This is a genomic window from Brachybacterium sp. EE-P12, from assembly GCF_003711805.1.
Taxonomy (GTDB): Bacteria; Actinomycetota; Actinomycetes; order Actinomycetales; family Dermabacteraceae; genus Brachybacterium.
Window position 1 is genome coordinate 25,352 of sequence record NZ_QXCP01000001.1, and the last position, 23,970, is coordinate 49,321.

Consider the following 23,970-nt stretch of genomic DNA (forward strand, 5'->3'; position numbering starts at 1 on the left):
AGACGGGGATGATCCTCCCGCGGCAGCTCGTGCTCGGGACGCTCCCGGCCCTGCACGTCCGGGTCAGCGGGAACGTCGTGACCCCGGTGCTCGCCTGGTCGCCGCACGAGGCCCGCGAGCACCGGCCCGCAGCGGCCCGCGACCTCGAGTCCGACGCGGTCGGCTGGGTCCGCCGTCGTCGTCTCGTGGATCCCGAGCGCCGGGTGACGGTCTGCGACGGGGAGGGGTTCACGGGACCCGGCTTCCTCACCGACGGCGGGGTGATCTGGGGATTCACCGGGAACGTGCTGCACTGGATCCTCCAGGAGACCGGGTGGGAGAGGCCGTGGGACGCCACCCGGACCCATCACCTGTCAGGATGACTCGGGCCCGATTCCCCAGAGCATCTTGAGCCCGCGCACGTAGGCGCGCACCCCTCCGGTCATCGCGACGGCCTCGGAATCGAGCACCCACTGCTGCTGGAGGCCGTCGAGCACCGCGATGGCGGTCGAGATCGTGGCCGCCTTCGGGAGCTCCTCCTTCATCGTGCCCTCAGCGATGCCGCGGTCGATCGCGTCGGAGAGCCAGGCACGCAGCCCGCTGTAGTGGCGGGCCAGCCAGTCGTGCGCCGGATGGGCCGGGTCGGTCGCCTCCGCCGCGATGCGCACGAACAGCTGCACCATCTCCGGCCGGGTGGAGTTGCGTGCGCTGAGCGAGACCAGCGCGTCGAAGGCGTCCCAGCCCAGCGGCACCTCCCCGTCTCCGAAGAGGAAGAGGTTGTCCTCGCTCTCGCGCTGCTCGAGGACGGCTGAGAGCAGCGCCGCCTTCGAGCGGAAGTGGTGGAGCAGCCCCGACTGGGAGACCCCGGCGTCCTTGGCGACGCTCGCGATGGACATCTTGTGGAAGCCGGCCGCCGAGATGTGCGCGGCCGCGACCTCCAGCAGGCGCTCCCTCGTGCCCTCGCCGTCACGGCGCCCTCGGGGATGCTCGGGCGGGCGCTCGTAGTGCGCAGGGAACGACACGGTCGCACCTCTCTTCCGGGGCTGCTCGGACGGGGGGAAGGCTACAGGACGGGGCGCAGGTCACCGCTGTGGCGGCCGACGAGGACCCTGCCCTCCACCAGCGGGTCCCATGCCTGCTCGTCGCGGTTCCAGCTGCGCAGCATCCGCGGCTCGCACATGACCTCCGCCGTGACCGTCTCGCCGGGCGCGACCTCGACCCGGGCCCAGCCGACCAGGCGTGTGGGCAGCTGCGGATCGGCGGGCTCGACATAGACCTGCACCGTCTCGATGCCGGAGTGGGCACCGGTGTTCTCGACCGTCACCTCGACCGACTGCGGGCGGCTCAGCTCATCACGACCGGTCACCCGCGGGTCTCTCCAGGACCAGCGGGCGTACCCGAGCCCCTCGCCGAACCAGTGTGCGGGCCGCTCCTCGTCTCGGATCCAGCCCCTGTACCCCACGTGACGGCCCTCCGCATAGGTGAGCACGCCGTCGCTCGGCGTGGTGGACCAGGCCGGCCCCTGGCCGTCGTGACGCGGATAGGTGGTCACGAGCCGCCCCTCGGGGAGGACCTCTCCCGTCAGTGCCGCGGCGACGGCGCGCCCCGCCTCCTGACCGGGCATCCCCGCGATCAGGATCGCGTCGACCTGGTCCTCCCAGGGCATCAGCACCGGGGTGGCGGCGTTGACGACCACCACGGTGCGCTTCGCGGTCGCGGCGACCGCGGCGACCAGCGCGTCCTGGTCGCCGGGCAGGCGCAGCGTGGTCTTGTCCTGCCCCTCGGTCTCCTGGTCGGGGGTGAGGCCCACGACCACGACGGCGAGCTCGGCGCGCGCGGCGGCCGTCGTCGCCTCGGTCAGGACGCTCGCCGAGGCGCGACGGGCCGGGGAGACGACGAGGCCGAGGATGCGGGCCAGAGAGGTCCGCGTGGTGCGCGCGGTGAGGACGTCCCCGGGGCTGACGCGCACGGTCCGGGCGTGGCTGCGGGGGCGGAAGAAGCCGCCTCCGGGCCCGTCGTGGAAGGGGATCGTCACGGTCTCCTTGAGCGAGGGCGCGGAGATGCTCCACTCGCCCGGCCCACGCACGCCGAGCTGCACGTCCCTCGGCTCGGGGACCTGGATCGCGGCGCTGAGCTCGATCGTGTACGCGTGCTCGAGCCATCCCGTGCGGCTGTCCTCGAGCTCGGCGACCTCGAGCCGACCGTCGTGGAGCACCTCGCCGTCGGCGTCGAGGGCGCGCACCCGGATCCCCTGCTCGCCCGTGAGCGGATGGGAGACGAGCTCGGGCGGGGCGACCGGCAGGGTCTGCCGGGTCTCGACCCCGTCGACCACCAGCAGCCGGTCCTCGCCGAGGGTCTCGGCGAGCCCGTCGGCGATCGAGACCGCGTACGGCTCGCGCACCCGGGCCGATCCTCCGCCCTGGACGATCGTGTCGGTGGCGTGGCGGCCGATGAGCGCGATGGCGCCCTCGCCGTCGACGGGGAGCGGCAGGACCTGGTCCTCGTTGCGGAGCACCACCATGCCGCTCGCGGCGAGGCGCGTGAGCTGCTCACGGCGCTGTGCGGAGGTCGGGGCTGGGACCTGCTCGGACCAGGCGCGCGGGGCCCCCAGGGCCCCGGTGCGCTCGGCGAGCAGCAGCAGGCGCTCGAGGTGGTCGTCGAGGTGGGCCTCGGCGACGACCCCGTCGTGCACCCTCTCGACGAGCTCTCGCGACCACGGGGTGTCGGGACCGGGCATGACGAGGTCGAGGCCGGCGGTCACGCTCTCGACGGTGCGGGAGACCGCGAACCAGTCCGAGACGACGACGCCGTCGTACCCCCACTGGTCCTTCGCGATCGTCTGCAGCAGCTCGTGGTGCTCGGTGGCAGAGGTCCCGTTGACCAGGTTGTAGGAGGCCATCAGGGTCCAGGGGTTCGCGTCGGCGAGCACCATCTCGAAGGGTGCGAGGTACACCTCGCGCATCGTCTCCTCGTCCATGCGCACATCGACGGTGGTGCGCTCGGTCTCCGACTCGTTGCCGAGGAAGTGCTTGAGGCTCGCCCCGATGCCGCGCTGCTGCAGCCCCGCGACGTAGGAGCTCGCGAGGCGGGCGGTGAGCAGCGGGTCCTCGCTGAACGCCTCGAAGAGCCGGCCGCCGAGCGGGGAGCGGTGGAGGTTGATCGTAGGACCGAGCACCACGTGGGTGCGCTGGTCGATCGCCTCCTCGGCCAGGATGTCGCCGACCTCCGTCAGCGCCGCCTCGTCCCAGGTCTGGGCGAGCAGGCTAGCGTTCGGCAGCAGGCAGCTCTGCCGCCCGCCGACGACCACTTCGCCGCGCACGCCGGTCGGGCCGTCGGAGAGGACGATCGGCTCGAGGCCGATCGAGGGTTCGCCGGCGAGGGCGAACTGGGCGGCACCGGAGAGCAGGCGGACCTTCTGCTCGAGGCTCAGGGAGCGCACGGCGGCGGTCCGGCCGGCGGAGCCGGCAGTGTCGGCGGAACGGATCATGGTCACTTCACCTTCTTGATCGGCAGGATGAGGAACGCTCCGACGAGCGCGATCACCGCGGCGAGGATGAGCATCGTGTCGTATCCTCCCGCGCCCCCGTTGCTGATGACGAGGGCGGCGACGCCCGGGGCGAGCACCTGAGGGCCGGCCATCGCGATGTTGAAGACGCCGAGGTCCTTCGCGGCCTCGTCGGGGTCGGGCAGGATGTCCACGACCAGCGCCAGATCGACGGCCACGTAGGTGCCGAAACCGATGCCCAGGACGACTTCGGCCGCGTAGAACCCGCTCGGGTCCGAGGTATGGGTCAGCAGATAGATGCCGAGGGCGAAGAGGATCGCCGAGCCGATGATGAAGGGCTTGCGCCGCTTCACCACGTCGGAGAGCCAGCCGGCGACCTGCCCCGAGACGATCAGCGCGATCGTGTAGGCGAGGACGCCCGTGGCCATGACCTCCGTGGCCCGGGCCGGCGTGAGACCGAACTCGTGCTGGATCCACAGCAGGCGGTAGGTGACGAACATGAAGTTCGCCAGCACCAGCAGGAACCGCGACCACCAGGCGAGCCCGAAGTCCGGGTTCTTCAGCGGGTTCACCCAGAACGTGGTCAGCAGCATCAGGAGCCCGAGTCGTCCCTCGGGCTTGCGAGGCAGCCGCTCGTCCGGGAGCACGGCGGCGTACAGGGCGATGAGCAGGAGCCCCAGGATTCCAGGCACCAGGAACAGCAGCAGCATGTGCGAGTTCAGCAGCTGAGCGGCGTAGGCGGCCCCCAGGAAGGCGGCCTGCTGCGCGACGCCGGTGGCGCCGCTGACCTTGCCGCGCTGGAGCGGGGTCAGCTGGTCCGCGAGGGTGGCGGTGTGCGCCCCGATCGCGGCGTTCCCGATCATCTGCGCCAGCACCCAGCCGATGCCGACGACCACGACGTTCGGTGCCGCCCCGATCAGGCCCAGCGCCAGCAGCAGACCGACCGCACCGATGATCATCCAGGGCCGGCGGCGCCCGAACCGGCTGGTGGTGCGGTCGCTGAGACGTCCGAAGATGGGGTCGAAGAAGAGCGAGCTGAAGGCGCCGAGCGAGGTGATGATGCCGAGCGTCGCGACGACGTCCTGCGCAGCGACGAGCTCCTGCAGCTTCAGGGTGAGGCCCGCGCTGAGGGGCGTGGCCAGTGCGGCCATGACGCCGAAGCGGGCGAGGATCATCGTGACCACGACGCGGGCGGGAGCCTTCTCGCTGGGCGGCGGGATCAGAGGTCCGCGATCGGCGGACCCGCCCTGAGCGGCGACCGGCGAACCCGGTGAATACGCGGACATGAGCTACCTCCACACTGAGCGCCTCCAGGAACCAACCGACTGCTCGGTCGGGCAATCGAGAACACTAGAGAGGCACGAGTCGACTGTCAACCCTCCTGCAGTAACATCGCGCTCACCAGGGACGGCTCTCAGGCACATCGTCTCACCATTGCCGACCGGTCGCTCGGTCTGGCATGATCCCAGGGGTCCGTGCCGTCCTGTCGAAGGAGACCCCATGCTCATCGGTGCCCTCGTGATCGGCGTCCTGGTGGGTTCCCTGACCGGCCTGCTCGGCGCCGGGGGCGCGATCATCGCGCTCCCCCTGCTGGTCTACGCGCTCGGCATCCCGATGGCGGACGCAGTGCCGATGATGCTGGCCGTCGGCGTCCTCTCCCCGATCTCGGCGCTGCTGCCCCGGCTCCGCACGGACGTGGACTGGCGCAGCGTCGCCGCCGTCGGTGCGGCAGGGATCCTCGGGGCCTACGGCGGGACGGTCGCGGGAGCGCATCTGCCCGAACGGCTCACCCTGACGGCCTTCGCCCTGCTCATGATCCTCGCCGGGGTCCGGATGCTGCGCCGCAGCCGTCCGAGCGACCAGCCCGCTCCGCAGCCGGGGACCGGGGCGAGGATCCTGCGCGGCCTCGGCGTGGGCCTCCTCGCCGGCTTCCTCACGGGACTGCTGGGACTCGGCGGCGGATTCATCGTCATCCCGCTGCTGATGCTCGCTCTGCATCTCCCCTTCAAGCGAGCTGTCGGCACCTCGCTCGCGGTGACGGTGATCAACGCCGCCGCCGGCCTGGTCTCGCACTGGGGCACGGCGCAGCTGGACTGGGGGCTCACGGCGACCTTCGCGATCGCGACCGTGCTCGCCGCCTTCCTCGCCGCACGGTTCGCGACGAAGGTCCCCGGGGAGCCGCTGCAGCGGGCCTTCGCCCTCCTGGTCCTGGTCCTCGCCGCGTTCACCCTGATCCAGAGCCTCGTCCTCTGAGGCGCGGGACCGGCGGGGCACCTCAGCGGTCCCGGAACTGTCGGCGGTACTGCGTCGGCGTGATGCCGAGGGAGCGCGCGAAGGCCTGGCGCATCGTGACGGCGCTGCCCCATCCGACGTCGCCGGCGATCTGCTCGACGGATCGATCGGTGGTCTCCAGCAGCCGCCGTGCGGTGTCGACGCGACGGGCCGCCACCCAGACCGCGGCGGTGGTGCCCATCGCCGCGGGGAAGGCCCGCGCGAAGGTGCGCGGACTCATGTGCGCCGCACGGGCGAGCCGGGCCGCCGGGAGCGGCTCGTGCAGGTGCTCGAGCGCCCACGCCAAGGCCCGGGAGAGCTGGTCGTGCTCATCCTGCTCGGGCACCGGGTGCTCGATGTACTGGGCCTGCCCGCCCTCGCGGTGCGGGGCGATCACCAGCGAGCGGGCGACCGCCGTGGCGGCTGCGGCACCGAGCCGGGACCGCACCAGGTGCAGGCAGGCGTCGAGACCGGAGGCGGTGCCCGCCGAGGTGAGCACGTCCCCGTGGTCGATGTAGAGCACGGTCTCGTCGAGCTCGAGCCCCGGGTGCCGCGATCTCAGGTCCTCGAAGGCCTGCCAGTGGGTCACGGCGGCACGCCCCTCCAGCAGCCCGGCGTCGACCACCGGGATCGCCCCGAGGCACAGGCCCACGACCACGGCGCCGCGGCGGTGCGCGTCGGCCAGGCGCGTCGCCATCTCCTCATCGGCGCGACGACCGTCCGCATGCCAGGTGGGCACCACGATCATCTCCGCCTCCGCCGCGGCCTCCCAGCCCGCGACCCCGTCGACGCAGTACCCCTCCGACGTCGTGACCGCCCCGGCTCGCTCCGCGAAGAGGAAGGTCTCCCACGGCGCGAGTCCCTGCCGGGCGACCTCGTCGAAGACCATCTGCGGCACCGCGAGGTGGAACATCGTGCTCCCCTCCACGGCGAAGATCCCGATGCGCACCGCGCCCTCCTCCACCTGGCAGGATTCCATCGTATATCGGCATCTCTGCCACTGGGAGGGGCGGGGGATCCCGACGAGGATCGACAGACGCCGCCGCTCGGCGGCGACCCGGACCGCTCAAGGAGATCCCTCATGACCAGCCCCCGCCGCGCCCTCGTCCTCGTCGACGTGCAGAGGGACTATTTCGACGGTCCGCTCGAGATCCAGTACCCGCCGCACGCCGACTCTCTGGCCCGGATCACGCAGGCCATCGACACGGCGACGCAGGCGGGCGTCCCGGTCATCGCGGTGCAGCACACCATGGGTGACGAGGCCCCCGTCTTCAACCCGACCCTGCCCGGCTACGCCGACCACCCCGAGATCGAGAGTCGCCGCACTGACGAGTGGAAGTCCGTCGTCAAGCGGTTCGGCTCGATCTACGCGCACACCGACATCGCCACCTGGCTGCGTGAGCAGGAGATCGATACGGTCACGCTGGTCGGCTACATGACCAACAACTGCATCCTCGCCTCCGCCGTGGAGGGCGAGGGCCTCGAGCTGGCCACCGAGGTGCTCTCCGACGCCACCGGTGCCATCGACATCGCCAACGACGCGGGCTTCGCCCCCGCCGAGACAGTCCACAGGACGATCATGACGGTCCTGAACTCGAACCTCGCCGCAGTCGCCACCACCGACGCGTGGGCCGACGCGGTCCGGGCCTCGACATCGCTGCCGAAGAGCGATCTCGGCACGTCCGCAGTCCAGGGTGCTCAGCGGGCCCTCGCCGAGCGGACGCTCTGACCCCGGGATCTGCCCTTCCCCCTGGCGGCTGTCGGCCCCCGGGCCTACGCTCGGCCCTGAGCGCCCGGCACCGGCCGGCGCCGACGCCGAGGAGGACGTCCGCCATGCCCGCAGCACTGCACCCCTACCTCAATTTCGACGGGAACGCCCGCGAGGCGTTCGAGTTCTACGGCGAGGCCCTCGGGGCCACGCCCCGGTTCGCCACCTTCGGCGAGTTCCAGGCGGTCCCGGAGGGGCATCCCGCCTCCGACAGGATCATGCATGGCTCGCTCGAGGTCACCGACCTGATCCGCCTGTACGTCTCGGACGTGATCGAGGGGATGGCCCCGTACGTCCCGGGCACCAACGTCACCCTCTCCCTCATGGGCGATGACGAGGCGGTGCTGCGCAGCGCCTACGAGAAGCTCTCGGTGGGCGGCGAGATCACGATGCCGCTCGAGAAGCAGATGTGGGGCGATGTGTACGGCTCCTTCACCGACCGCTTCGGCATCGTGTGGCAGGTGAACATCTCCGGGGCGGAGGGCTGAGCCGTCCCCGACGATCTCCGTGAGCTGCTCGCGGCGGAACGTTCCCGCACCCGGGAGCGGATCGCCGCGCTGCGCCGCGACCATGCCGCGATCGTCGAGGGCATGGCGCTGACCTCGACCGACGACGAGCACGACCCCGAGGGCCAGACCACTGCCGTGGACCGCTCGCGCACGGAGGCGCTGCTCGCGGGCGCCGAGCGGCGCCTCGAGGATCTCGACGCCGCGGAGCTGAGGCTCGAGGAGGGGACCTACGGCGTCTGCGAGGTGTGCGGGCGACGGATCCCGCTCGCGCGGCTGGAGGTACGGCCGACGGCGAGGACCTGCGTGGACCACGCCGCCTGACCGTAGGCTTCCTGCCATGACCCACCAGGCCGCCCCCTCCGGCGTTCCCGCGGGAACGTCCTCGTCCGACGGCTCGATCGTCGTCGTCGGCTCCGTGAACGTCGACCTCCTCGCCCAGGTGCGGCGCCACCCCCGGCCCGGGGAGACGCTGCACGGCAGCGGCGGGCGGATGCTGCCCGGCGGCAAGGGCGCGAACCAGGCCGTGGCCGCCGCGCGCCTGGGCGGCCAGGTCGCGTTGGTGGGCGCCGTCGGCACCGACGCCCAGGCCGAGGTGGCGCTGTCCGCGCTGCGCGAGGCCGGGGTGGACCTCGCGCATCTGGCCGAGGTCGAGGGGCCGACGGGCCTCGCGATCGTCACCGTCGCGCAGGACGGCGAGAACTCGATCGTCGTCATCGCGGGCGCGAACGGCGCGATGGGCGCGCAGCGGGTGCGCGCGGCGGGCGACGCGATCGCGGCGGCGCGCATCGTGGTGTGCCAGGGAGAGATCCCGCGAGAGGGCATCGAGGCGCTGCCCGCCCTGGTCACGGGACGGTTCCTCCACAACCCCGCGCCGGTCATGGAGCTGGACCCCGCGGTGCTGCGCGCCTCGGACCCGCTGGTCGTGAACCAGCACGAGGCCGCGCTCGTCCTCGCCCAGCTCACCCCCGATCTCACCCCGCCCGAGACCCCGGAGGCGGTGCTCCGCGCGCTCACGGACGCGGGCGTCCCGGCCGCCGTGCTCACCCTCGGCGCGGAGGGCGCGCTCGTCGCCGACGCCGACGGGCTCCACCGCATCCCGCCCGCCCCGGTCGACGCCGTGGACACCACCGGCGCCGGGGATGCGTTCATCGGCGCGCTCGCCCTCGGCCTCGCCCGCGGCGACGACCTGCCCTCCGCGGCCCGACTCGCCTCGCGCGTCGGCGCCTTCGCGGCGACCGGCGAGGGCGCCCAGCCGAGCTACCCGTCGGCGCAGGACCTCCTGCCGGAGCTCGACGAGGCCTGAGGGCGCCCATCGGGCCCGCCCCGGGGCGGGAGTATCCTGCGTCGGGGCGTGTCCCCGCGAGGCCGCGCCCCTGCGCCGGGCGGACCCGCTCGGCGGACCTCACACGAAGGATCTCCCCCATGACCTCTCCCCGCGTCACCGTCCAACAGGCCTGGGATGCCCTCGCCGAAGGGAACGAGCGCTTCATGGCAGGGGATCTGCGTCATCCGCAGCAGAACGCGGCCCGACGCAGCGAGCTCCGCGGCAGCCAGGCGCCGAACGCCGCGTTCCTGGGCTGCTCGGACTCGCGCGTCGCGGCGGAGATCCTCTTCGACTGCGGCCTGGGCGACCTCTTCGTGGTGCGCAACATCGGCCAGATCGCGAACGAGAACACGGTCGCGACCATGGAGTTCGCGGTCGCGGAGCTCGGCGTCGCGGTGATCGTGGTGCTCGCCCACGGCTCGTGCGGCGCGGTGAAGGCCGCGATCGACCAGACCACCGCGCACCCGAGCGAGGTCACCCCCGCGATCCGCAAGGAGCTCGAGGAGATCCGACCCGCCGTGCAGCAGGAGTGGTTCGCGACCCAGCAGGTCAGCCCCTACGTCGACACGGACGTCATCGAGCCCGACGCCGTGGGGCGGCGCCATCTCGCCGAGACCGTCAACGCGCTCATGCGCCAGTCCACCGTCATCTCCGACGCGGTCGCCGCGGGCGAGCTCGGGATCGTGGGCTGCCAGTACCAGCTCGAGGAGGGGCGCGTCGCCCCGATCTCCTGGGTGGGGCAGCTCGACATCACCCGCTGAGCGGCTCCAGCGCCGCACGCCGCCAGCCCCGGGCGGAGCTGATCACCGCGAGCTCCTCCGCCCGGGCCAGGTCCTCGACCTCGAGCGGGCGTTCCACGAGCTCCCCGGCCTCGAGCGCGAGCCGACGGCCCATCCCGTCGAGGCATCCGTCGGCCAGCGGCGGGGTGCACCAGATCCCCGCCAGCCGCACGGCAAGCGTCGCGATCGTGGTCTCGACGAGCCGGCCGTGGGCGCCGCGCAGGATCACGTCATCGACTTCCGGGTGGCGGGCACGCGCCGCGTCGAAGTGCTCGCGCACGGTGGTCTTGTGGGCGCTGAGCTGGGCGGGGACGACGGTGAGGCGGGTGTCCAGGGCCAGGCGCACCGGCTCCGGGGCGTGGCGGAGCGGCCTCGGCTCGAGCGCGCAGCCGCCGTCGCGGCGCAGTCTCAGCCGCATCAGCTGCTCGCCCTCGAGCCCGGCGATCTGCGCGAGCGCCGCGGCGAGCGCCGTCTCGTCGATCCTGATCCGGAAGTGCTCGGCCGAGCCTCGCAGGCGGCGCAGATGATGCTCGAGGTGCCGGGCGCGGCCGTCCGCGACCGCGAAGGTCTCCAGCAGGGCGAAGGGCTCCCGCTGCCCCGTCGGCAGCACGGCGGCCTTGGCGAGCAGCTCGTCGTACTCCCCGTCGGCGGTGGACTGCCAGGTCACGCCGCCGCCCGCGCCGTAGACGGCGGAGCCGTCGGTGCGGTCCACGACGACGGTGCGGATCGCGACGGAGAGGCTCGCCCGGGGTCGCTCTCCCGCGGCACCGGGGGCGATCACGCCGATCGCGCCGCAGTACACGCCGCGCGGGGAGTCCTCGAGGCGGGTGATCAGCTCCATCGTGGACAGCTTCGGGGCGCCGGTGATCGAGCCGCAGGGGAACATCGCGCCGAGCACGTCGACGAGGCCGGTGCCCGGCCGGGGACGGGAGCGGAGGCGGGAGACCAGCTGGAGCACGCTCGGGTACTCCTCGATGCCCAGCAGCTCGGTGACCTCGACGCTGCCGGGCTCGCTGATCCGGGCCAGGTCGTTGCGCAGCAGGTCCACGATCATGATGTTCTCGGCGCGGTCCTTCTCCCCCGTCGCCACCCCCGCGCGTGCCGCCTCGTCCCGGGCGGGATCGCCCGTGCGCACGGCGGTGCCCTTCATCGGCGCGGTCGTGATCTCCTCGCCGTCCCAGGTCAGGAAGCTCTCCGGGCTCGCCGAGACGACGACGTGCCGGCCCAGGTCGAGATAGGCGTGGTGGGCGCCGCGCTGGCGGTGGGCGAGGTCGCCGTAGAGCCCGTAGGGGTCGCCGGCGAGGCGGGAGCGCAGGCGGGTGGTGAGGTTCGTCTGGTAGGTCTCGCCCTCGGCGATCGCCTCCCGCACCGCGGCGATGCGCTCGGCGTGCTCGGCGCGGGACCAGTCCGGGCGCCAGGGCTCGAGGGCGTAGCCGCCGGCGGGGGTGAGCGGGGCGGGGCCCGGGTCCGGGGCGTCCGCGATCCCGCACCACACCAGCGGCAGCCCCTCCTGACCGGGGCGCACGTGCGCATGCGGGTCGAGTCCGGCAGCGGCCTCGTAGGCGAGCATCAGCACCGCCCAGGACCCGGCGGCGACGGCCTGCTCCGCCTCGGCGAGCACGGGGAGCACCTGCTCGGGACGCTCCGCCCGGAGCTCGCGCGCGAAGCGGCCGAACTGCAGCGTCGTGCCCGCGACGAGGTCGTCGAGCCGGGCCCGCGGCGCGGGGGCGGGGTCGGGGCGGGTGCTCACCGCGCCATGATGCCCGATACGCTCCGACTATGGATCTCGCCGCCTCTCGCCACGCCTACATCGACGCGACCGCCGGGATCGCCGGCGACATGCTGCTCGCAGCGCTCGTGGACGCCGGCGCGGACCTCGACGAGATCCAGCGGGTGCTGGATGCCCTCATCCCGGGCTCGGTGCGCCTGGTGTCCTCGCGCGTGGACCGCGGCGGGCAGCGGGCCGTGAAGGTCGACGTGGAGGTGCTGGTGGAGGATCCGCCGCACCGCACCTGGTCCTCGATCCGGGCCCTGCTCGAGGAGGCACGCGGCCGCGATGACGTCCCCGGCCGCACCCTCGACCTGGCGCTCGCGGTCTTCGGGCGCCTCGCCGAGGCGGAGGGCGCGACGCACGGGGTCCCGGCCGACGAGGTCCACTTCCACGAGGTGGGGGCGCTGGACTCGCTGGCCGACGTGATCGGGGCCTGCGAGGCGTGGCGGCAGCTCGGCATCGCCGAGGGCACCGGCAGCGTGCTCGCCGTGGGCTCCGGCCGGATCCGCGCCGCGCACGGCGACATCCCGGTGCCGGTCCCCGCGGTCGCGCGCCTCGCGCTCGGCTGGCCGACGGTCGCCGGCGAGATCCTCCCCCCGCGCGGCCACGGGCACTCCCACGACCATCATCACGCCGACGCCGACGCCGACGCGGCGCTGCCCGCCCACGCCCGGGGCGGCCCGCACGAGCACGGCGGCAGGAGCGTCCCCGCCGGTGTCGCTCCGGGCATCGGCGAGCTCGCGACCCCCACCGGCGTCGCCCTCCTGCGGGGCCTCGCGGCGTCGGCCGGGCCGCAGCCGATGATGACCACCGAGGCGCTCGGCGTCGGCGCCGGCACCAAGGACACCCCGGGCCGCCCCAACGTGGTGCGGGTGCTGGTGGGCCGCCCGCACGGGGACGGGCTGCCGCCGGACGCTCACGCCACCCCCACCGCCGCCCTCCAGCTCGAGGCGAACGTCGACGATCTCGATCCGCGGCTGTGGCCGCGCGTCATCGAGGAGCTGCTGGAGACCGGGGCTCTGGACGCCTGGCTCGTGCCGATCTCGATGAAGCACGGCCGCCCCGCCGTCACGGTCCACGCCCTGGTCCGGGAGGGGTCGGAGGACGCGGCGGCGACCCTGCTCATGGACCGCACCGGCACCCTCGGCGTGCGGAGGCACCGCGTCGAGCGGGTCATCCGCACCCGCGAGTTCACCGAGGTCGAGGTGCGCGGTCATCGCATCGCCGTGAAGATCGCCCGCGATCAGGACGGCGCCGTGGTGCGCCGCGAGCCCGAGTTCCGCGACGTCGCCGCTGCGGCGTGGGCCCTCGGCATCAGCGAGCGGACGATGCTCGACCTCGCCCGGGAGGCCGCCGCAGGGCTCGCGGGCAGCTGAGCTGCCGGAGCACAATTCCCCGCCCGCCGCATCGGTCCAGGTGATGCGCGGGAGCCTGCGGGTCACGGGGCAGGATCCGGTGGTGCTCCAGGCCGGCGCGCCCGAGGCGCTCACCCACTCCCGCCATGCGGTCGAGGCGCTGGAGGACACCGTCTTCCTGCCCACCACGGTCACCTGGCAGCAGGACACCGGCAGCCACGCCACCTCCACCGGAGAGATGCTCGTGCTCAGCGCCGAGGAGCAGGCCTCGGAGTATGCGGAGATGGATCAGGGCTCCGGCGGCGGCCGCACCGACCACTGAGCACTCCCGCAAATTCCTGCGCGTCCTTTCAGTGCGCGGACGCGTCGCCGCGTCACGGGACGAGCCTCCCGTGACGCGGCCGATGCATCACCGCGCCGCTGTCGCGGGACCCGCCATGTGCTCGACGTCGATCGCGACCGCGCCCTTCGCGGGTACGACCGCCTCGAACGAGCCGCCCTCGGCAACGGTCACCGTCTCGGTGCAATCGGTTCCGGCGGCCATGTTGCAGTAGGTGCCGGCCGGCAACGAGCTGCGGTAGGTGTTCGTCACCTCGCCCTCGGTGTTGTTCAGCGCGGCGAAGCCCTTCTCCCCGCGCCCGAAGGCGATGTTGTTGTCGCCGTCGTCCCACCAGTCGGTGACCTCGGTACCCGCGACTGCGTTGTGGAAGGAGACCATGCCCTGGATCTCCGGCAGCCGCTGCGTGCAGGTCCACTCCTCGGCGCCGCAGGAGGCATCCCCCACCTCGGTGGCGGTGGACCCAGGTGCGCCCGCGTCGGTGTCCTCGAAGGTGTAGCCCGTGTAGACACTGGGGCGGCCGTAGTCGTAGGCCAGCATGAAGTCATTGGCCAGGGTGTAGGTGTCGCCGTCCTTGTAGTTCAGCGTCTCGCCGTTGCGCTCGGTGTCGTGGTTGTCGACGAACACGCCGGCATCCTCGGAATCGAGCTTGCCCTCGGCGATCGAGTCCAGCCCGGCGATCGATCCGCCGAAGGCGGACTTCAGCTGCCGACCGTAGTCGAACTCGTGGACGTCTCCGGTGCCGGTGTACTCCGAGGGCTGGATCGGCTCACCGGCGGCGCCGATGACCTCCTGCACCCAGTACACGTCCGGGTCGGAGAGCTTCGACTTGATGGCGGCGAGGTCCTCAGCCGGCATGTGCTTCGCGGCGTCGATGCGGAAGCCCTCGACCCCCATGTCGAGGAGATCGTTCATGTAGGCGGCCAGTGTGTCCTGGACCTCCTCCGATCCCGTTGCAAGGTCTTGCAGCGAGGAGAGACGGCAGTTCTGCACGTTGTCGCGGTCGGTGTAGTCGGATATGTCCTCGCGGCAGTCGTTGAAGTGCTCAGGTCCGTAGATGCCCGGGAAGTCGTCCAGGGCGTAGGAGGATCCTGCGGTGCCGGTGCCGGCGCCCTGGTCGGCGCCGGTGGTGTGGTTGATGACGGCATCCGCGATGACACCGACCCCCGCCTCATCGCACTTCTGGACCATCTCCGCGAACTCTTCGCGGGTTCCCATCTTCCCTTCGATCCGGTAGCTGACAGGCTGATAAGAGGTCCACCACTCCGTGCCCTGGATCTCCTCCTGCGGAGGGGAGACCTGCACGTAGCCGAACCCTGCGGGGCCGATGGTGCTGCCGCACTCCTCGGCGACCGAGGTCCAGGACCACTGGAACATGTTGAGGATTACATCGCTGCCGCGAGCGTCTTCCGTCGTCTCGTCGGCACTCGCCGGGAGGCCGGCGTCGCTCCATGCGCATGCCGAGAGCATGATCGTCGCGCCGAGCGCGGCGGCCGTGCGGCGCATCATGCTCCTCGGTGAGCGGGCTGTCGTCGTCGTATGCAGCATCGCGTACTCCTGTTCGTCACTGCGAGCCCGGATTCCCGGGCTCTCCTCGGGCAGCGGCGCCCGAGGAGGACTGCAAGTTCTTGCACATTTCTTGCAGTCTCGACCGAGGATCGTAGCCCACCGGCTCGCGGGAAGTCGAGACGTGCATCACGGAGCGCCCCCGACGTGAGAGCGCACTCATCGGACATCCCGGACTCGACGAGGCGCCCTAGCGCTGCGCCGTCGCCTCATTTTCGCGGGCTCACCCGCTCACTCATGGATCGGGACCCTCCACCACCGATATGACCCCGATTTTGGACAGACTTCACCCACATTTTGAGAGATCCCCACAGGCCCTCAGGCGTTGCGGCTCCGCTCCTCGCCAGCCCTCGTCGCGGCGGAGCTGTCATGGCGAGGATCCCCAACAGGAAGCCGTCGTCGGCCGGTCGCAGGTCCCAGGCGCTGAAGCGCTGCTCGAGGCGCAGCGAGGAACCGCGTGGAGTGAGCTGCCGGCGACGAGCGCCGATCCTCGTGGAACCGCCGAGGGCGGATCGGCCGTGCCCCGGCACGATGCGCGTTCCTGCGGTCACGGCACCAGACACGCCCGGACCTCGTCGAACCAGTCGTCGTCGATCTGCCGGTTCGACACCGTCGAGGGCCACGTGTCGAGGCCGTCGCCCTGCCATCGCGGGATGACGTGCAGGTGGAGGTGCGGCGCGGACTGATCCGAGCCGGGACCACTGGCGTTGAGGGCGTTCACGCCCCGCGCACCGAGAGACGTCTCCGTGGCCCGAGCGGCCTCCTGGGCGAGCAGCAACACTGCCTGCAGAGCCTCGGCGGAGGCATCGTGGATGCTGACGGCGTGCTCATTCGGCACCGCGAGCGTGTGCGCCGGGGAGAGTAAGCTCTCCGCTTCTCCGGTTCGACAGCGCCCTCCCCCCCTTCCGGGCGATGGTCGAGGTGCGCGGCCAGCGCATCGCGGTGAAGATCGCCCGCGACGCCGCCTCCCGGGCGGCTGAGCGCCGCCCCGAGGGGCGACCTCGGCTCCCTGGTGTCGGCTCTCGTGGGATCCCCTGCAGATCGACCGGACCAGGTGCGGGTGCCTCAGGTCAGGACCAGGGAGAGCACGAGGTTCCACACGCAGATCACTGCCAAGATCCCGAGGCTGTACAGGATCGACGCTCTCAGGATGTCGCTCTCGCGCCCCGAGAGGCCGACGGCCCCGGCCGCTATGGCGATGGACTGCGGGGAGATCACCTTCGCGGCGTTCCCACCGGCCGTGTTGGCTCCGACGAACAGCGCGGGATCGGAGCCGATGCCCTCGGCCGTGGCGACCTGCAAGGGAGCGAAGAGAGTGTTGTTGTTGACGACCGAGCCGGTGAGGAAGACGCCGATCCACCCGATGACCGGTGCGATGAGCGGGAACAATGCCCCGGTCGCTGCGAGCGCGGATCCCATCGAGGAGGTGGCCGTTGCCGCACTTCTCCTTCTCATACTGCCCCTCACCACATTCAGCGCACTATTGACGGCGGGTGCGGCCTGACCGATGCTGATCGGGATCGGTGCCGTCGTGACGCTGCTCCTCACCCTACGGGGACAGACCCTCGAACGCTCGGCACCCGGCAGGGTGTGAATCGCCGACCAGGCATGGCTCGGGCCGGGAGACGCCTCCGTCGCGAGCACGATGTCGAGCGCACGGCCGGTGAAGGGCGGCCTCCCCGTCCTTCGCCGATTCGCCAGCGCCGCAGCAGCGCCTGACCGATACTGGGAAGGGACCCACGCCGCCCCGAGGAGGAGGACCCCATGCCTGCCCTGCCCGATGCGATCACCCGGGCCATGAACGCGGCCCGCACAGCGGAGAACGGCCGTCACGCGGAGCTCTTGGTGAGCGACGGCCCCCTGCGTCAGAGCGTCATCGCGCTGCGCCGCGGCGTGCGCCTGCCCGAGCACAACTCGCCGCCCGCCGCCTCGATGCAGGTGGTGCGCGGCGCCGTGCGCGTGACCGGGCAGGAGGAGGCGGAGCTGCGCGCCGGGGACCTCGAGGCGCTCACCCACTTCCGGCACGCCGTCGAGGCGCTCGAGGACTGCGCCTTCCTGCTCACCACCGTGACCTCGCAGCCCAGCGGCGGCAGCCACGCCACCCGCACCGGGGAGATGCCCGTGATGGAGGACGAGGACCGCGCCTGACCCTGCGGCGCTCAGCCCAGCTTCGCGAGCCGCAGCCAGGTGTCCACCACGGTGTCCGGGTTCAGGGACATCGAGGCGATGCCCTGCTCGAGCAGCCACTCGGCGAGATCCGGGTGGTCGCTGGGCCCCTGCCCGCAGATGCCGACGTACTTCCCCGCCGCGCGGCACGCCTCGATCGCGCGGGAGAGCATGAACTTCACCGCCGGGTCGCGCTCGTCGAAGGCGTCGGCGACGAGCGCCGAGTCGCGGTCCAGGCCCAGGGTCAGCTGGGTCATGTCGTTCGAGCCGATCGAGAAGCCGTCGAAGTGCTCCAGGAACAGCTCCGGGGTCGCGGCGTTCGCGGGGATCTCGCACATCATGATCACCTCGAGGCCGTCCTTGCCGCGCACCAGTCCGTGGGAGGCGAGCAGCTCGATCACGCCCTTGCCCTCGGCGGGGGTGCGCACGAAGGGGATCATGAGCTTCACGTTCGCCAGCCCCATGTCCTCGCGCACGTACCGCAGCGCCTCGCACTCCATCGCGAAGCAGTCCGCGAAGTCCTCCGAGAGGTACCGCGAGGCGCCGCGGTAGCCGATCATCGGGTTCTCCTCCTCCGGCTCGAACAGCGTCCCGGCCAGGAGGTTCGCGTACTCGTTGGACTTGAAGTCGCTCATCCGCACGATCACCGGCTCGGGGTGGAAGGCGGCGGCGATGGTGGCGACACCCTCGGCGACCCGCTGGACGAAGTACTCGCGCGGGCTCGGGTACGCCGCGACCTTCTCCGCCACCCGCGCGGCCGTCTGCTCGTCGAGGCGCTCCGGCTCGAGCAGGGCCCGAGGATGGATGCCGATCTGGCGGTTCACGATGAACTCGAGCCGCGCCAGGCCCACGCCCGCGTTCGGCAGGCGGGAGAAGGAGAAGGCCTGCTCGGGGTTGCCCACGTTCATCATGATCTTCGTGGACAACGGCGGCATCGCGTCCACCTCCGAGGAGGAGACGGTGAAGTCCAGAGCCCCCTCGTACACGTAGCCGGTGTCGCCCTCGGCGGCGGAGACGGTCACCTCCTCCCCCTCACGCAGCTCGCGGGTGGCGGTGCCGGTGCCGACCACGGCGGGGATCCCCAGCTCGCGGGCGATGATCGCGGCGTGGCAGGTGCGGCCGCCGCGGTCGGTGACGATGGCGCTCGCGCGCTTCATGATCGGCTCCCAGTCGGGGTCGGTCATGTCGGCGACGAGCACCTCGCCCGGCCGGAACTCGTGCATGCGGTCGATCGAGTCGAGCACCCGCACGGGGCCTGCGCCGATCCGGGCGCCGATCGCACGGCCCTCGACCCGCACCGGTCCGCGGGAGGAGAGGTGGTACTTCTCCACGGTGCTGCCGGTCCTGGACTGCACGGTCTCGGGGCGGGCCTGGAGGATGTACAGCCGCCCGTCGGCCCCGTCGAGCCCCCACTCGATGTCCATCGCTCGCCCGTAGTGGTCCTCGATGATCAGCGCCTGCTTCGCGAGGTCCTCGACCTGCTGATCGGTGAGCGACAGGCGCGCCCGCTCGGCGGGGTCCACCTCGACGAAGGCGGTGGTGCGGCCGACGGCGGTCTCGGTCGTGTAGACCATCTTCGTCGCCTTCTCCCCCACCTGGCGCTTCAGGATCGCGGGCCGGTCCGCACGCAGCCCGGGCTTGTGGACGTAGAACTCGTCGGGGTTCACCGCGCCCTGGACCACGCCCTCGCCGAGCCCGTAGGCGGAGGTGATGAACACGGCCTGCTCGAAGCCGGACTCGGTGTCGACCGTGAACATGACCCCGGAGGAGCCGATGTCGGAGCGGACCATCTTCTGCACCCCGGCGCTGAGCGCGACCGCGGCGTGCTCGAAGTCGTGGTGGACCCGGTAGGCGATCGCCCGGTCGTTGTACAGGGAGGCGAACACCTCCCGGATCGCGAGCAGCACGTCGTCGATGCCGCGCACGTTCAGGAAGGTCTCCTGCTGCCCGGCGAAGGACGCGTCCGGCAGGTCCTCGGCGGTCGCGGAGGAGCGCACCGCGAAGGACGCCTCCTCGCCGCTGCCCTCCGCGAGCTGCGCGTAGGCCGAGCGGATCCCCTCCTCGAGCGCGGCGGGGAAGGGCTGCGCGATGACGAGCTCGCGGATCTCGCGCCCCGCCTCGGCGAGCGCGATCGTGTCCTCGGTGTCCAGGCCCGTGAGCCGTGCGTCGATCCGTTCGGCCAGCCCCGTGGCGCCCAGGAACTCCCGATACGCCTCGGCGGTGGTCGCGAAGCCGTCGGGCACCGCGACGCCGAGGGCGGCGAGGTTCGAGACCATCTCGCCGAGGGAGGCGTTCTTGCCTCCGACCTGCTCGAGATCGGCCATGCCGAGCTCGGAGAACCACCGGATGCTCTGCGTCATTGCTGCTCCTTCGGGGGTGGGGGATGCTCACCGGGCGGTGGTGCCGCGGCGGGCGAGGGATTGGAGGATCAGGGTCGACATCTCCTCGACGGACTTGCTCGAGGAGTCGACGAAGTCGATGCCGTGGGTGTCGTAGACGCGGCGGGCACGGGAGAGCTCCCAGCGGGTCTGCGCGAGGGAGGCGTAGCGGGAGCCGGCGCGCCGCTCGGAGCGCACGGCCGTGAGGCGCTCGGGCGAGGTGAGCAGCCCGAAGCAGCGGTCGGCGAAGCGGGCGATCGAGCCGGGCAGCACCTCGCCGGCGAGGTCCTCGTCCACCAGCGGGTAGTTCGCCACGAAGATGCCGTGCATCAGCGCGAGGTACATCGAGGTGGGGGTCTTCCCGCAGCGGGAGGGCGCGATGAGGACGACATCCGCTTTCTCGATCGCGCGCACGGACTGGCCGTCGTCGTGCTCGATCGCGAACTCGACCGCCTGCATGCGGCGGTTGTAGCGGCGGGAGTCGCCGACGCCGTGGAGCCGAGCGGGGGCGTGGTCGCCGGTGACGCCGAGCTGCGCCTCGAGCTGGGCGAGGTGGCCGCTGACGAAGTCGACGACGGGGGCGCGGGTGCGCAGCAGCTCCTCGCGCACCGCTTCGTCGACGACGGTGAGGAACACGATCGGCGCGACCGCGCCGTCCATCGCGGCGTCGAGGTCCTCGCGCACCTCTCGCGCCTCCTCGACGCTGCGGAGGAAGGGGATCAGGTGCCGCTCGAAGGGGACCGACGGGAACTGCAGCAGCAGGGCGTTGCCCATGGTCTCGGCGCTGATGCCGGTGGAGTCCGAGACGAAGAAGACGGGCACCGCCTCCGGCGCGTCCGGGCGAGGGTCCGTCGAGCCGGTCGATGCGGCCGACGCGGGTGCCGCGCCCCGCGCGGCGCCGGGCAGCGGCGGCGGGATCGGAAGCGATGCGGTCATACGGCGCCCCTTGCGGTGGGCCCGACCTCGGGGCCGGGGACACGTCGATGTGCTGGCCACACCGTAGCGGGAGGGGAGACCGGCGGGCGCTCCGGTCCGGGAAGGTGGCGCGGCTCACCCCGTCGCTGCGCGAGATCGCCGTCGTGCGCGTTCACCCGAGCGCGATCGTGCACGAGGCGCCGCCGCGCTCAGCCGTGCTCGAGCACGCCCACCAGGAAGTCGTCCGAGGCGGGGCGGAGGTCCCAGGAGGAGAAGCGCTGGACGAGCACGAGCCCCTCCACCTCGGCGTCGGCCGTGAAGTCCTCGAGCGCGTACCCGCGGTCCAGGCCGAAGCCGACCACGAGCCGTCCCTGCGGGGCGAGATGGGAGGCGAGCGCGGCGAGGGCCGGGCGGCGCTCGGCCCCGGCGAGGAAGGTCAGCACGTTCCCGGCGCTGACCTGCAGGTCGAACAGCAGCCGCGCGCCGCCCTCGTCACGCAGGTCGAGGGCGGCGAGGTTCCCCACCTCCCAGCGCGCCCCGGGGTGCTCGGCGCGGGCCACCTCGATCAGATGGGGATCCAGGTCCACGCCGACGACGTCGTGCCCGGCCCGGGCGAGATGACCGCCCAGCCGACCGCTGCCGCATCCGGCATCGAGGATGCGGGCTCCTCGCTCGGCCATGGCGTCCAGCAGCCGCGCCTCCCCCAGGATGTCCTTCCCCGCGGCCTCGAGGCGGCGCCACCGCTCGGCGTACCCCTTCGCGTGCTCGGGGTTGCGGCGCAGCGCCGCCGTCCACAGGTTCTCGTCCGGGCCGGGGATGGGTGTCGTCATGCCCCCATCCTGCCCTCTCGGTTCACGCGGCCACTCTGGAGTCGTCGCGGATCTGGCCCACGAGCTCCTCGAGCATGTCCTCGAGGGTGACCACGCCGATCACCTCGCCGCCGGGCCCGGTCGCGGCGCCCAGATGCGCGCCGGAGCGCTGCATCTCGGCGAGCGCGTCACGCAGCGCCTGGTCCGCGCCGATCCGCGGCAGCGCCCGGATCCGGGCCGCGGGGATCGGCTCGTCGCGGGTGTCCTGGACCGAGTCGAGCAGGTCCTTGATGTGGACGTACCCGGTCAGGGCCCCGTCCGCGGCGCGGATCGGGAAGCGGGAGTAGCCCTCGACCGCCGCGGCCTCGGCCTGCGCGGCCGTCGCCCCCTCGGGGAGGGTGGAGACCTGGTCGAGCGGGATGACGAGGTTGGCGACGGAGCGGGCCTCGAAGCGCAGCGCGCCCAGCAGCAGCGCCTCGTCGTTGTCCTCGAGCAGCCCGCCCTCGCGCGACTCGCTCACCATCGCCGCGACCTCGTTGCGGGTGAAGGCGCTGGTGACCTCGTCCTTCGGCTCGATGCCCAGCATGCGCAGGACGAGGTTGCCGCTCGCGTTCAGCAGCCACAGCACGGGCCGCAGCACGGCGACGACGCCCATCAGCATCGGCGCGAGGATCAGCGCCATCCGCTCCGGCCCGGCGAGCGCGATGTTCTTGGGCACCATCTCGCCAAAGACGACGTGGAGGTAGGTGACCAGGGCCAGCGCGATCACGAAGCTGATCGGGTGGGTGAGCGCGCCGGGCACGCCGATCGCCTCGAAGGGTCCCTCGAGCAGGTGCGCGATCGCCGGCTCGCTGATCGCGCCGAGCGCGAGCGAGCACACGGTGATGCCCATCTGGGCGCCCGCCATCATCAGCGAGACCTGCTCCATCGCGGAGATCGTGACCTTCGCGGCCCAGTTCCCCTCGAGCGCCTTCGGCTCGATCACGGAGCGCCTCGCGGAGATCAGCGAGAACTCCGCGCCGACGAAGAAGGCGTTCGCGAGCAGCAGCGCGAGCGTGGCGAGCAGTCCGAGATAGTCGCTCATCGCTCCCCCTCCCGCTCGTCGTCCGCATCCTTCCCGTCGTCCACGGGGGTGGACTCGACCTTCACGTGCACGGTCTCGATCCGCATCCCGTCGACCTCGGTGACCTCGATCCGCAGCCGGGCCGGCCGCTCCCCGGGCACGGGGTCGGTGTCCACGACGATCTCGTCGCCCACCTCGGCCAGGCGTCCCAGCTCCATCGTGACCAGGCCGCCCAGGGTGTCGTAGTCCTCGTGCTCGGGCACGGTGACGCCGAGCCGCTCGGCGGCCTCGTCGGGCCGCATCCGGGCGTCGAGGTCCCAGGAGCCGTCGGGCTCGGGGGTGTCGTCCATCTCCTCGTCGTGCTCGTCGCGCACCTCGCCGACGATCTCCTCGACGAGGTCCTCGAGGGTGATCAGCCCGGCGTGGTCGCCGAACTCGTCGACCACGATCGCCATCTGCAGCCCGCCGGCGCGCAGCGTGTCCATCAGGTCGTCGAGCGGCACCGTGTCGGGCACGAACGTCGCGGTGCCCATGACCTCCTCGACCCTGGTGGTGGGCCGCTGGTCGAAGGGGACGGCGAGGCCGTGGCGGATGTGCGCGACGCCCGCGATCTCGTTGTCGTCGTCCAGCACCGGGAAGCGGGAGTGGCCCGTCTCCCGCGCCAGGGCCAGCAGCTCGGCGACGGACTGCTCGGTCTCCAGGGAGTCGACCCTGCCGCGCGGCACCATCGCGTCGTGTGCGCGACGGTCGCCGAAGGCGAGGGTGCGCTGGACCAGGGAGGCGGTCTCCTCGGCGAGGGCGCCCTCGTCGGCGGAGCGCTTGACCAGCACGGAGAGCTCGTCGGCGCTGCGGGCGGAGCCGAGCTCCTCCTGCGGCTCGATGCCGAGGGCGCGCACCACGGCGTTGGCGTTGCCGTTGAACAGCCGGATGGGCAGGCGCAGGACCGAGCTGAAGAGGCGCTGGAAGCCGACGACGAGCTTCGCGGTGCGCAGCGGCTGGGCGATCGCCATGTTCTTGGGGACCAGCTCGCCGAAGATCATCGTCATGCCGGTGGCGAGGACGAGGGCGAGCGCGACGGAGGCCGAGCGTGCCGCGACCTCGCCCACCCCGGCGTCCACGAGCGGCGGGCCGACGAGGGCGGCGATCGCGGGCTCGGCGAGGAAGCCGATGCCGAGGTTGGTGACCGTGATCCCCAGCTGCGCCCCGGAGAGCTGCGTGGAGAGGGTCTTCATGCCCTGCAGGACGCCGCCGGCGCGCTTGTCGCCGCTCTCGGCGGCGGCCTCCACGTCGTTGCGGTTGACCGTGATCAGGGAGAACTCCGCGGCGACGAAGCAGCCGCAGGCCAGCACGAGCAGGAGCCCGATCGCCAGCGAGACGAGGGGACCGATCAGGTCCATGGACGGATCCCCCCGCGGGAAGTGAATGAGTGCAGGCCCGAAGGCCTGGGACTGTCACTGGGGGCGTCGCTGGCGGCG

Annotated in this window: 22 protein-coding genes and 1 pseudogene; 10 read left to right on the top strand and 13 right to left on the bottom strand. The window is 72.2% G+C overall.

Features of this window, described 5'->3' with window-relative positions:
- The first annotated feature begins 8 nt into the window (after window positions 1-8).
- Window positions 9-362, top strand: coding sequence for a hypothetical protein (locus D1648_RS00135; protein WP_122938788.1), 354 nt, complete (start codon window positions 9-11; stop codon window positions 360-362).
- Here the strand turns inward: D1648_RS00135 and D1648_RS00140 are convergent.
- The 3 genes from D1648_RS00140 to D1648_RS00150 are packed head-to-tail and all read right to left on the bottom strand — an operon-like array spanning window position 354 to window position 4,770.
- Window positions 354-1,001, bottom strand: a complete 648-nt coding sequence (locus D1648_RS00140; RefSeq protein WP_122938789.1) for a TetR/AcrR family transcriptional regulator — start codon at window positions 999-1,001, stop codon at window positions 354-356. The genes D1648_RS00135 and D1648_RS00140 overlap by 9 nt on opposite strands.
- A 41-nt stretch (window positions 1,002-1,042) precedes the next feature.
- Complete coding sequence (locus tag D1648_RS00145; protein WP_122938790.1) at window positions 1,043-3,466, bottom strand: beta-glucosidase; 2,424 nt, start codon at window positions 3,464-3,466, stop codon at window positions 1,043-1,045.
- 2 nt (window positions 3,467-3,468) lie between these two features.
- A complete protein-coding gene (locus D1648_RS00150; RefSeq protein ID WP_122938791.1) occupies window positions 3,469-4,770 on the bottom strand; it encodes an MFS transporter in 1,302 nt (433 codons plus the stop codon).
- Between the two features lie 214 nt (window positions 4,771-4,984).
- Here D1648_RS00150 and D1648_RS00155 point away from each other — a divergent pair, with 214 nt between their 5' ends.
- Complete coding sequence (locus tag D1648_RS00155; protein WP_164518518.1) at window positions 4,985-5,737, top strand: sulfite exporter TauE/SafE family protein; 753 nt, start codon at window positions 4,985-4,987, stop codon at window positions 5,735-5,737.
- 22 nt (window positions 5,738-5,759) lie between these two features.
- Here D1648_RS00155 and D1648_RS00160 read toward each other — a convergent pair whose 3' ends face one another.
- Window positions 5,760-6,734 (bottom strand): GlxA family transcriptional regulator, encoded by a 975-nt coding sequence (locus D1648_RS00160; protein WP_122938793.1) that lies wholly within the window; start codon window positions 6,732-6,734, stop codon window positions 5,760-5,762.
- A gap of 102 nt (window positions 6,735-6,836) precedes the next feature.
- Here D1648_RS00160 and D1648_RS00165 point away from each other — a divergent pair, with 102 nt between their 5' ends.
- The 5 genes from D1648_RS00165 (at window position 6,837) to D1648_RS00185 (ending at window position 10,117) form a co-directional block, all read left to right on the top strand.
- Window positions 6,837-7,484 (top strand): isochorismatase family protein, encoded by a 648-nt coding sequence (locus D1648_RS00165; RefSeq protein WP_122938794.1) that lies wholly within the window; start codon window positions 6,837-6,839, stop codon window positions 7,482-7,484.
- Between the two features lie 104 nt (window positions 7,485-7,588).
- Window positions 7,589-8,011 carry a VOC family protein gene (locus D1648_RS00170; protein WP_122938795.1) on the top strand — a complete coding sequence of 141 codons (423 nt, stop codon included), beginning with the start codon at window positions 7,589-7,591 and terminating at the stop codon, window positions 8,009-8,011.
- Window positions 8,012-8,113: 102 nt separating this feature from the next.
- Window positions 8,114-8,353 carry a TraR/DksA family transcriptional regulator gene (locus D1648_RS00175; protein ID WP_370239728.1) on the top strand — a complete coding sequence of 80 codons (240 nt, stop codon included), beginning with the start codon at window positions 8,114-8,116 and terminating at the stop codon, window positions 8,351-8,353.
- Window positions 8,354-8,369: 16 nt separating this feature from the next.
- A complete protein-coding gene (locus D1648_RS00180; protein WP_122938797.1) occupies window positions 8,370-9,335 on the top strand; it encodes a ribokinase in 966 nt (321 codons plus the stop codon).
- Window positions 9,336-9,454: 119 nt separating this feature from the next.
- Entirely contained in the window at window positions 9,455-10,117 is a 663-nt protein-coding gene (locus tag D1648_RS00185) for a carbonic anhydrase (RefSeq protein ID WP_122938798.1), read from the top strand.
- Here D1648_RS00185 and D1648_RS00190 read toward each other — a convergent pair.
- On the bottom strand, window positions 10,107-11,885 hold the full coding sequence (locus D1648_RS00190) for a bifunctional chorismate-binding protein/class IV aminotransferase (RefSeq protein ID WP_122938799.1): 1,779 nt from the start codon (window positions 11,883-11,885) through the stop codon (window positions 10,107-10,109). The two genes, D1648_RS00185 and D1648_RS00190, sit on opposite strands and share 11 nt — an antisense overlap.
- Window positions 11,886-11,914: 29 nt before the next feature.
- Between D1648_RS00190 and D1648_RS00195 the strand changes: the two genes are divergently transcribed.
- Together D1648_RS00195 and D1648_RS00200 are read left to right on the top strand one after the other, a co-directional pair.
- On the top strand, window positions 11,915-13,282 hold the full coding sequence (locus D1648_RS00195; protein ID WP_122938800.1) for a LarC family nickel insertion protein: 1,368 nt from the start codon (window positions 11,915-11,917) through the stop codon (window positions 13,280-13,282).
- A 43-nt stretch (window positions 13,283-13,325) separates the two neighbouring features.
- A complete protein-coding gene (locus D1648_RS00200; protein WP_316249084.1) occupies window positions 13,326-13,583 on the top strand; it encodes a hypothetical protein in 258 nt (85 codons plus the stop codon).
- Between the two features lie 87 nt (window positions 13,584-13,670).
- Here the strand turns inward: D1648_RS00200 and D1648_RS00205 are convergent, their stop codons facing one another.
- The 3 genes and pseudogenes from D1648_RS00205 to D1648_RS00220 form a co-directional block, all read right to left on the bottom strand.
- Window positions 13,671-15,107 (bottom strand): alpha-amylase family protein, encoded by a 1,437-nt coding sequence (locus D1648_RS00205; protein WP_241155288.1) that lies wholly within the window; start codon window positions 15,105-15,107, stop codon window positions 13,671-13,673.
- A 604-nt stretch (window positions 15,108-15,711) separates the two neighbouring features.
- Window positions 15,712-16,263, bottom strand: a complete 552-nt coding sequence (locus tag D1648_RS18345) for an HIT family protein (RefSeq protein WP_255414272.1) — start codon at window positions 16,261-16,263, stop codon at window positions 15,712-15,714.
- Window positions 16,230-16,592: pseudogene (locus D1648_RS00220) on the bottom strand (L-lactate permease); the annotation flags it as partial. The gene D1648_RS18345 and the pseudogene D1648_RS00220, both read right to left, overlap by 34 nt.
- A 336-nt stretch (window positions 16,593-16,928) precedes the next feature.
- Between D1648_RS00220 and D1648_RS00225 the strand changes: the two are divergent.
- Complete coding sequence (locus tag D1648_RS00225; RefSeq protein ID WP_122938803.1) at window positions 16,929-17,312, top strand: hypothetical protein; 384 nt, start codon at window positions 16,929-16,931, stop codon at window positions 17,310-17,312.
- Between the two features lie 11 nt (window positions 17,313-17,323).
- Here the strand turns inward: D1648_RS00225 and ppsA are convergent, their stop codons facing one another.
- From ppsA to D1648_RS00250, 5 genes are all read right to left on the bottom strand, one after another.
- Window positions 17,324-19,690 carry a phosphoenolpyruvate synthase gene (ppsA, locus tag D1648_RS00230; protein WP_122938804.1) on the bottom strand — a complete coding sequence of 789 codons (2,367 nt, stop codon included), beginning with the start codon at window positions 19,688-19,690 and terminating at the stop codon, window positions 17,324-17,326.
- Between the two features lie 27 nt (window positions 19,691-19,717).
- Window positions 19,718-20,644 carry a pyruvate, water dikinase regulatory protein gene (locus D1648_RS00235; RefSeq protein WP_122938805.1) on the bottom strand — a complete coding sequence of 309 codons (927 nt, stop codon included), beginning with the start codon at window positions 20,642-20,644 and terminating at the stop codon, window positions 19,718-19,720.
- A 188-nt stretch (window positions 20,645-20,832) separates the two neighbouring features.
- Complete coding sequence (locus tag D1648_RS00240; protein ID WP_122938806.1) at window positions 20,833-21,453, bottom strand: bifunctional 2-polyprenyl-6-hydroxyphenol methylase/3-demethylubiquinol 3-O-methyltransferase UbiG; 621 nt, start codon at window positions 21,451-21,453, stop codon at window positions 20,833-20,835.
- A 22-nt stretch (window positions 21,454-21,475) separates the two neighbouring features.
- Window positions 21,476-22,516, bottom strand: a complete 1,041-nt coding sequence (locus D1648_RS00245) for a hemolysin family protein (RefSeq protein ID WP_122938807.1) — start codon at window positions 22,514-22,516, stop codon at window positions 21,476-21,478.
- Window positions 22,513-23,892, bottom strand: a complete 1,380-nt coding sequence (locus tag D1648_RS00250; protein ID WP_122938808.1) for a hemolysin family protein — start codon at window positions 23,890-23,892, stop codon at window positions 22,513-22,515. Before D1648_RS00250 ends, D1648_RS00245 begins: the two co-directional genes overlap by 4 nt.
- Between the last annotated feature and the right edge of the window lie 78 nt (window positions 23,893-23,970).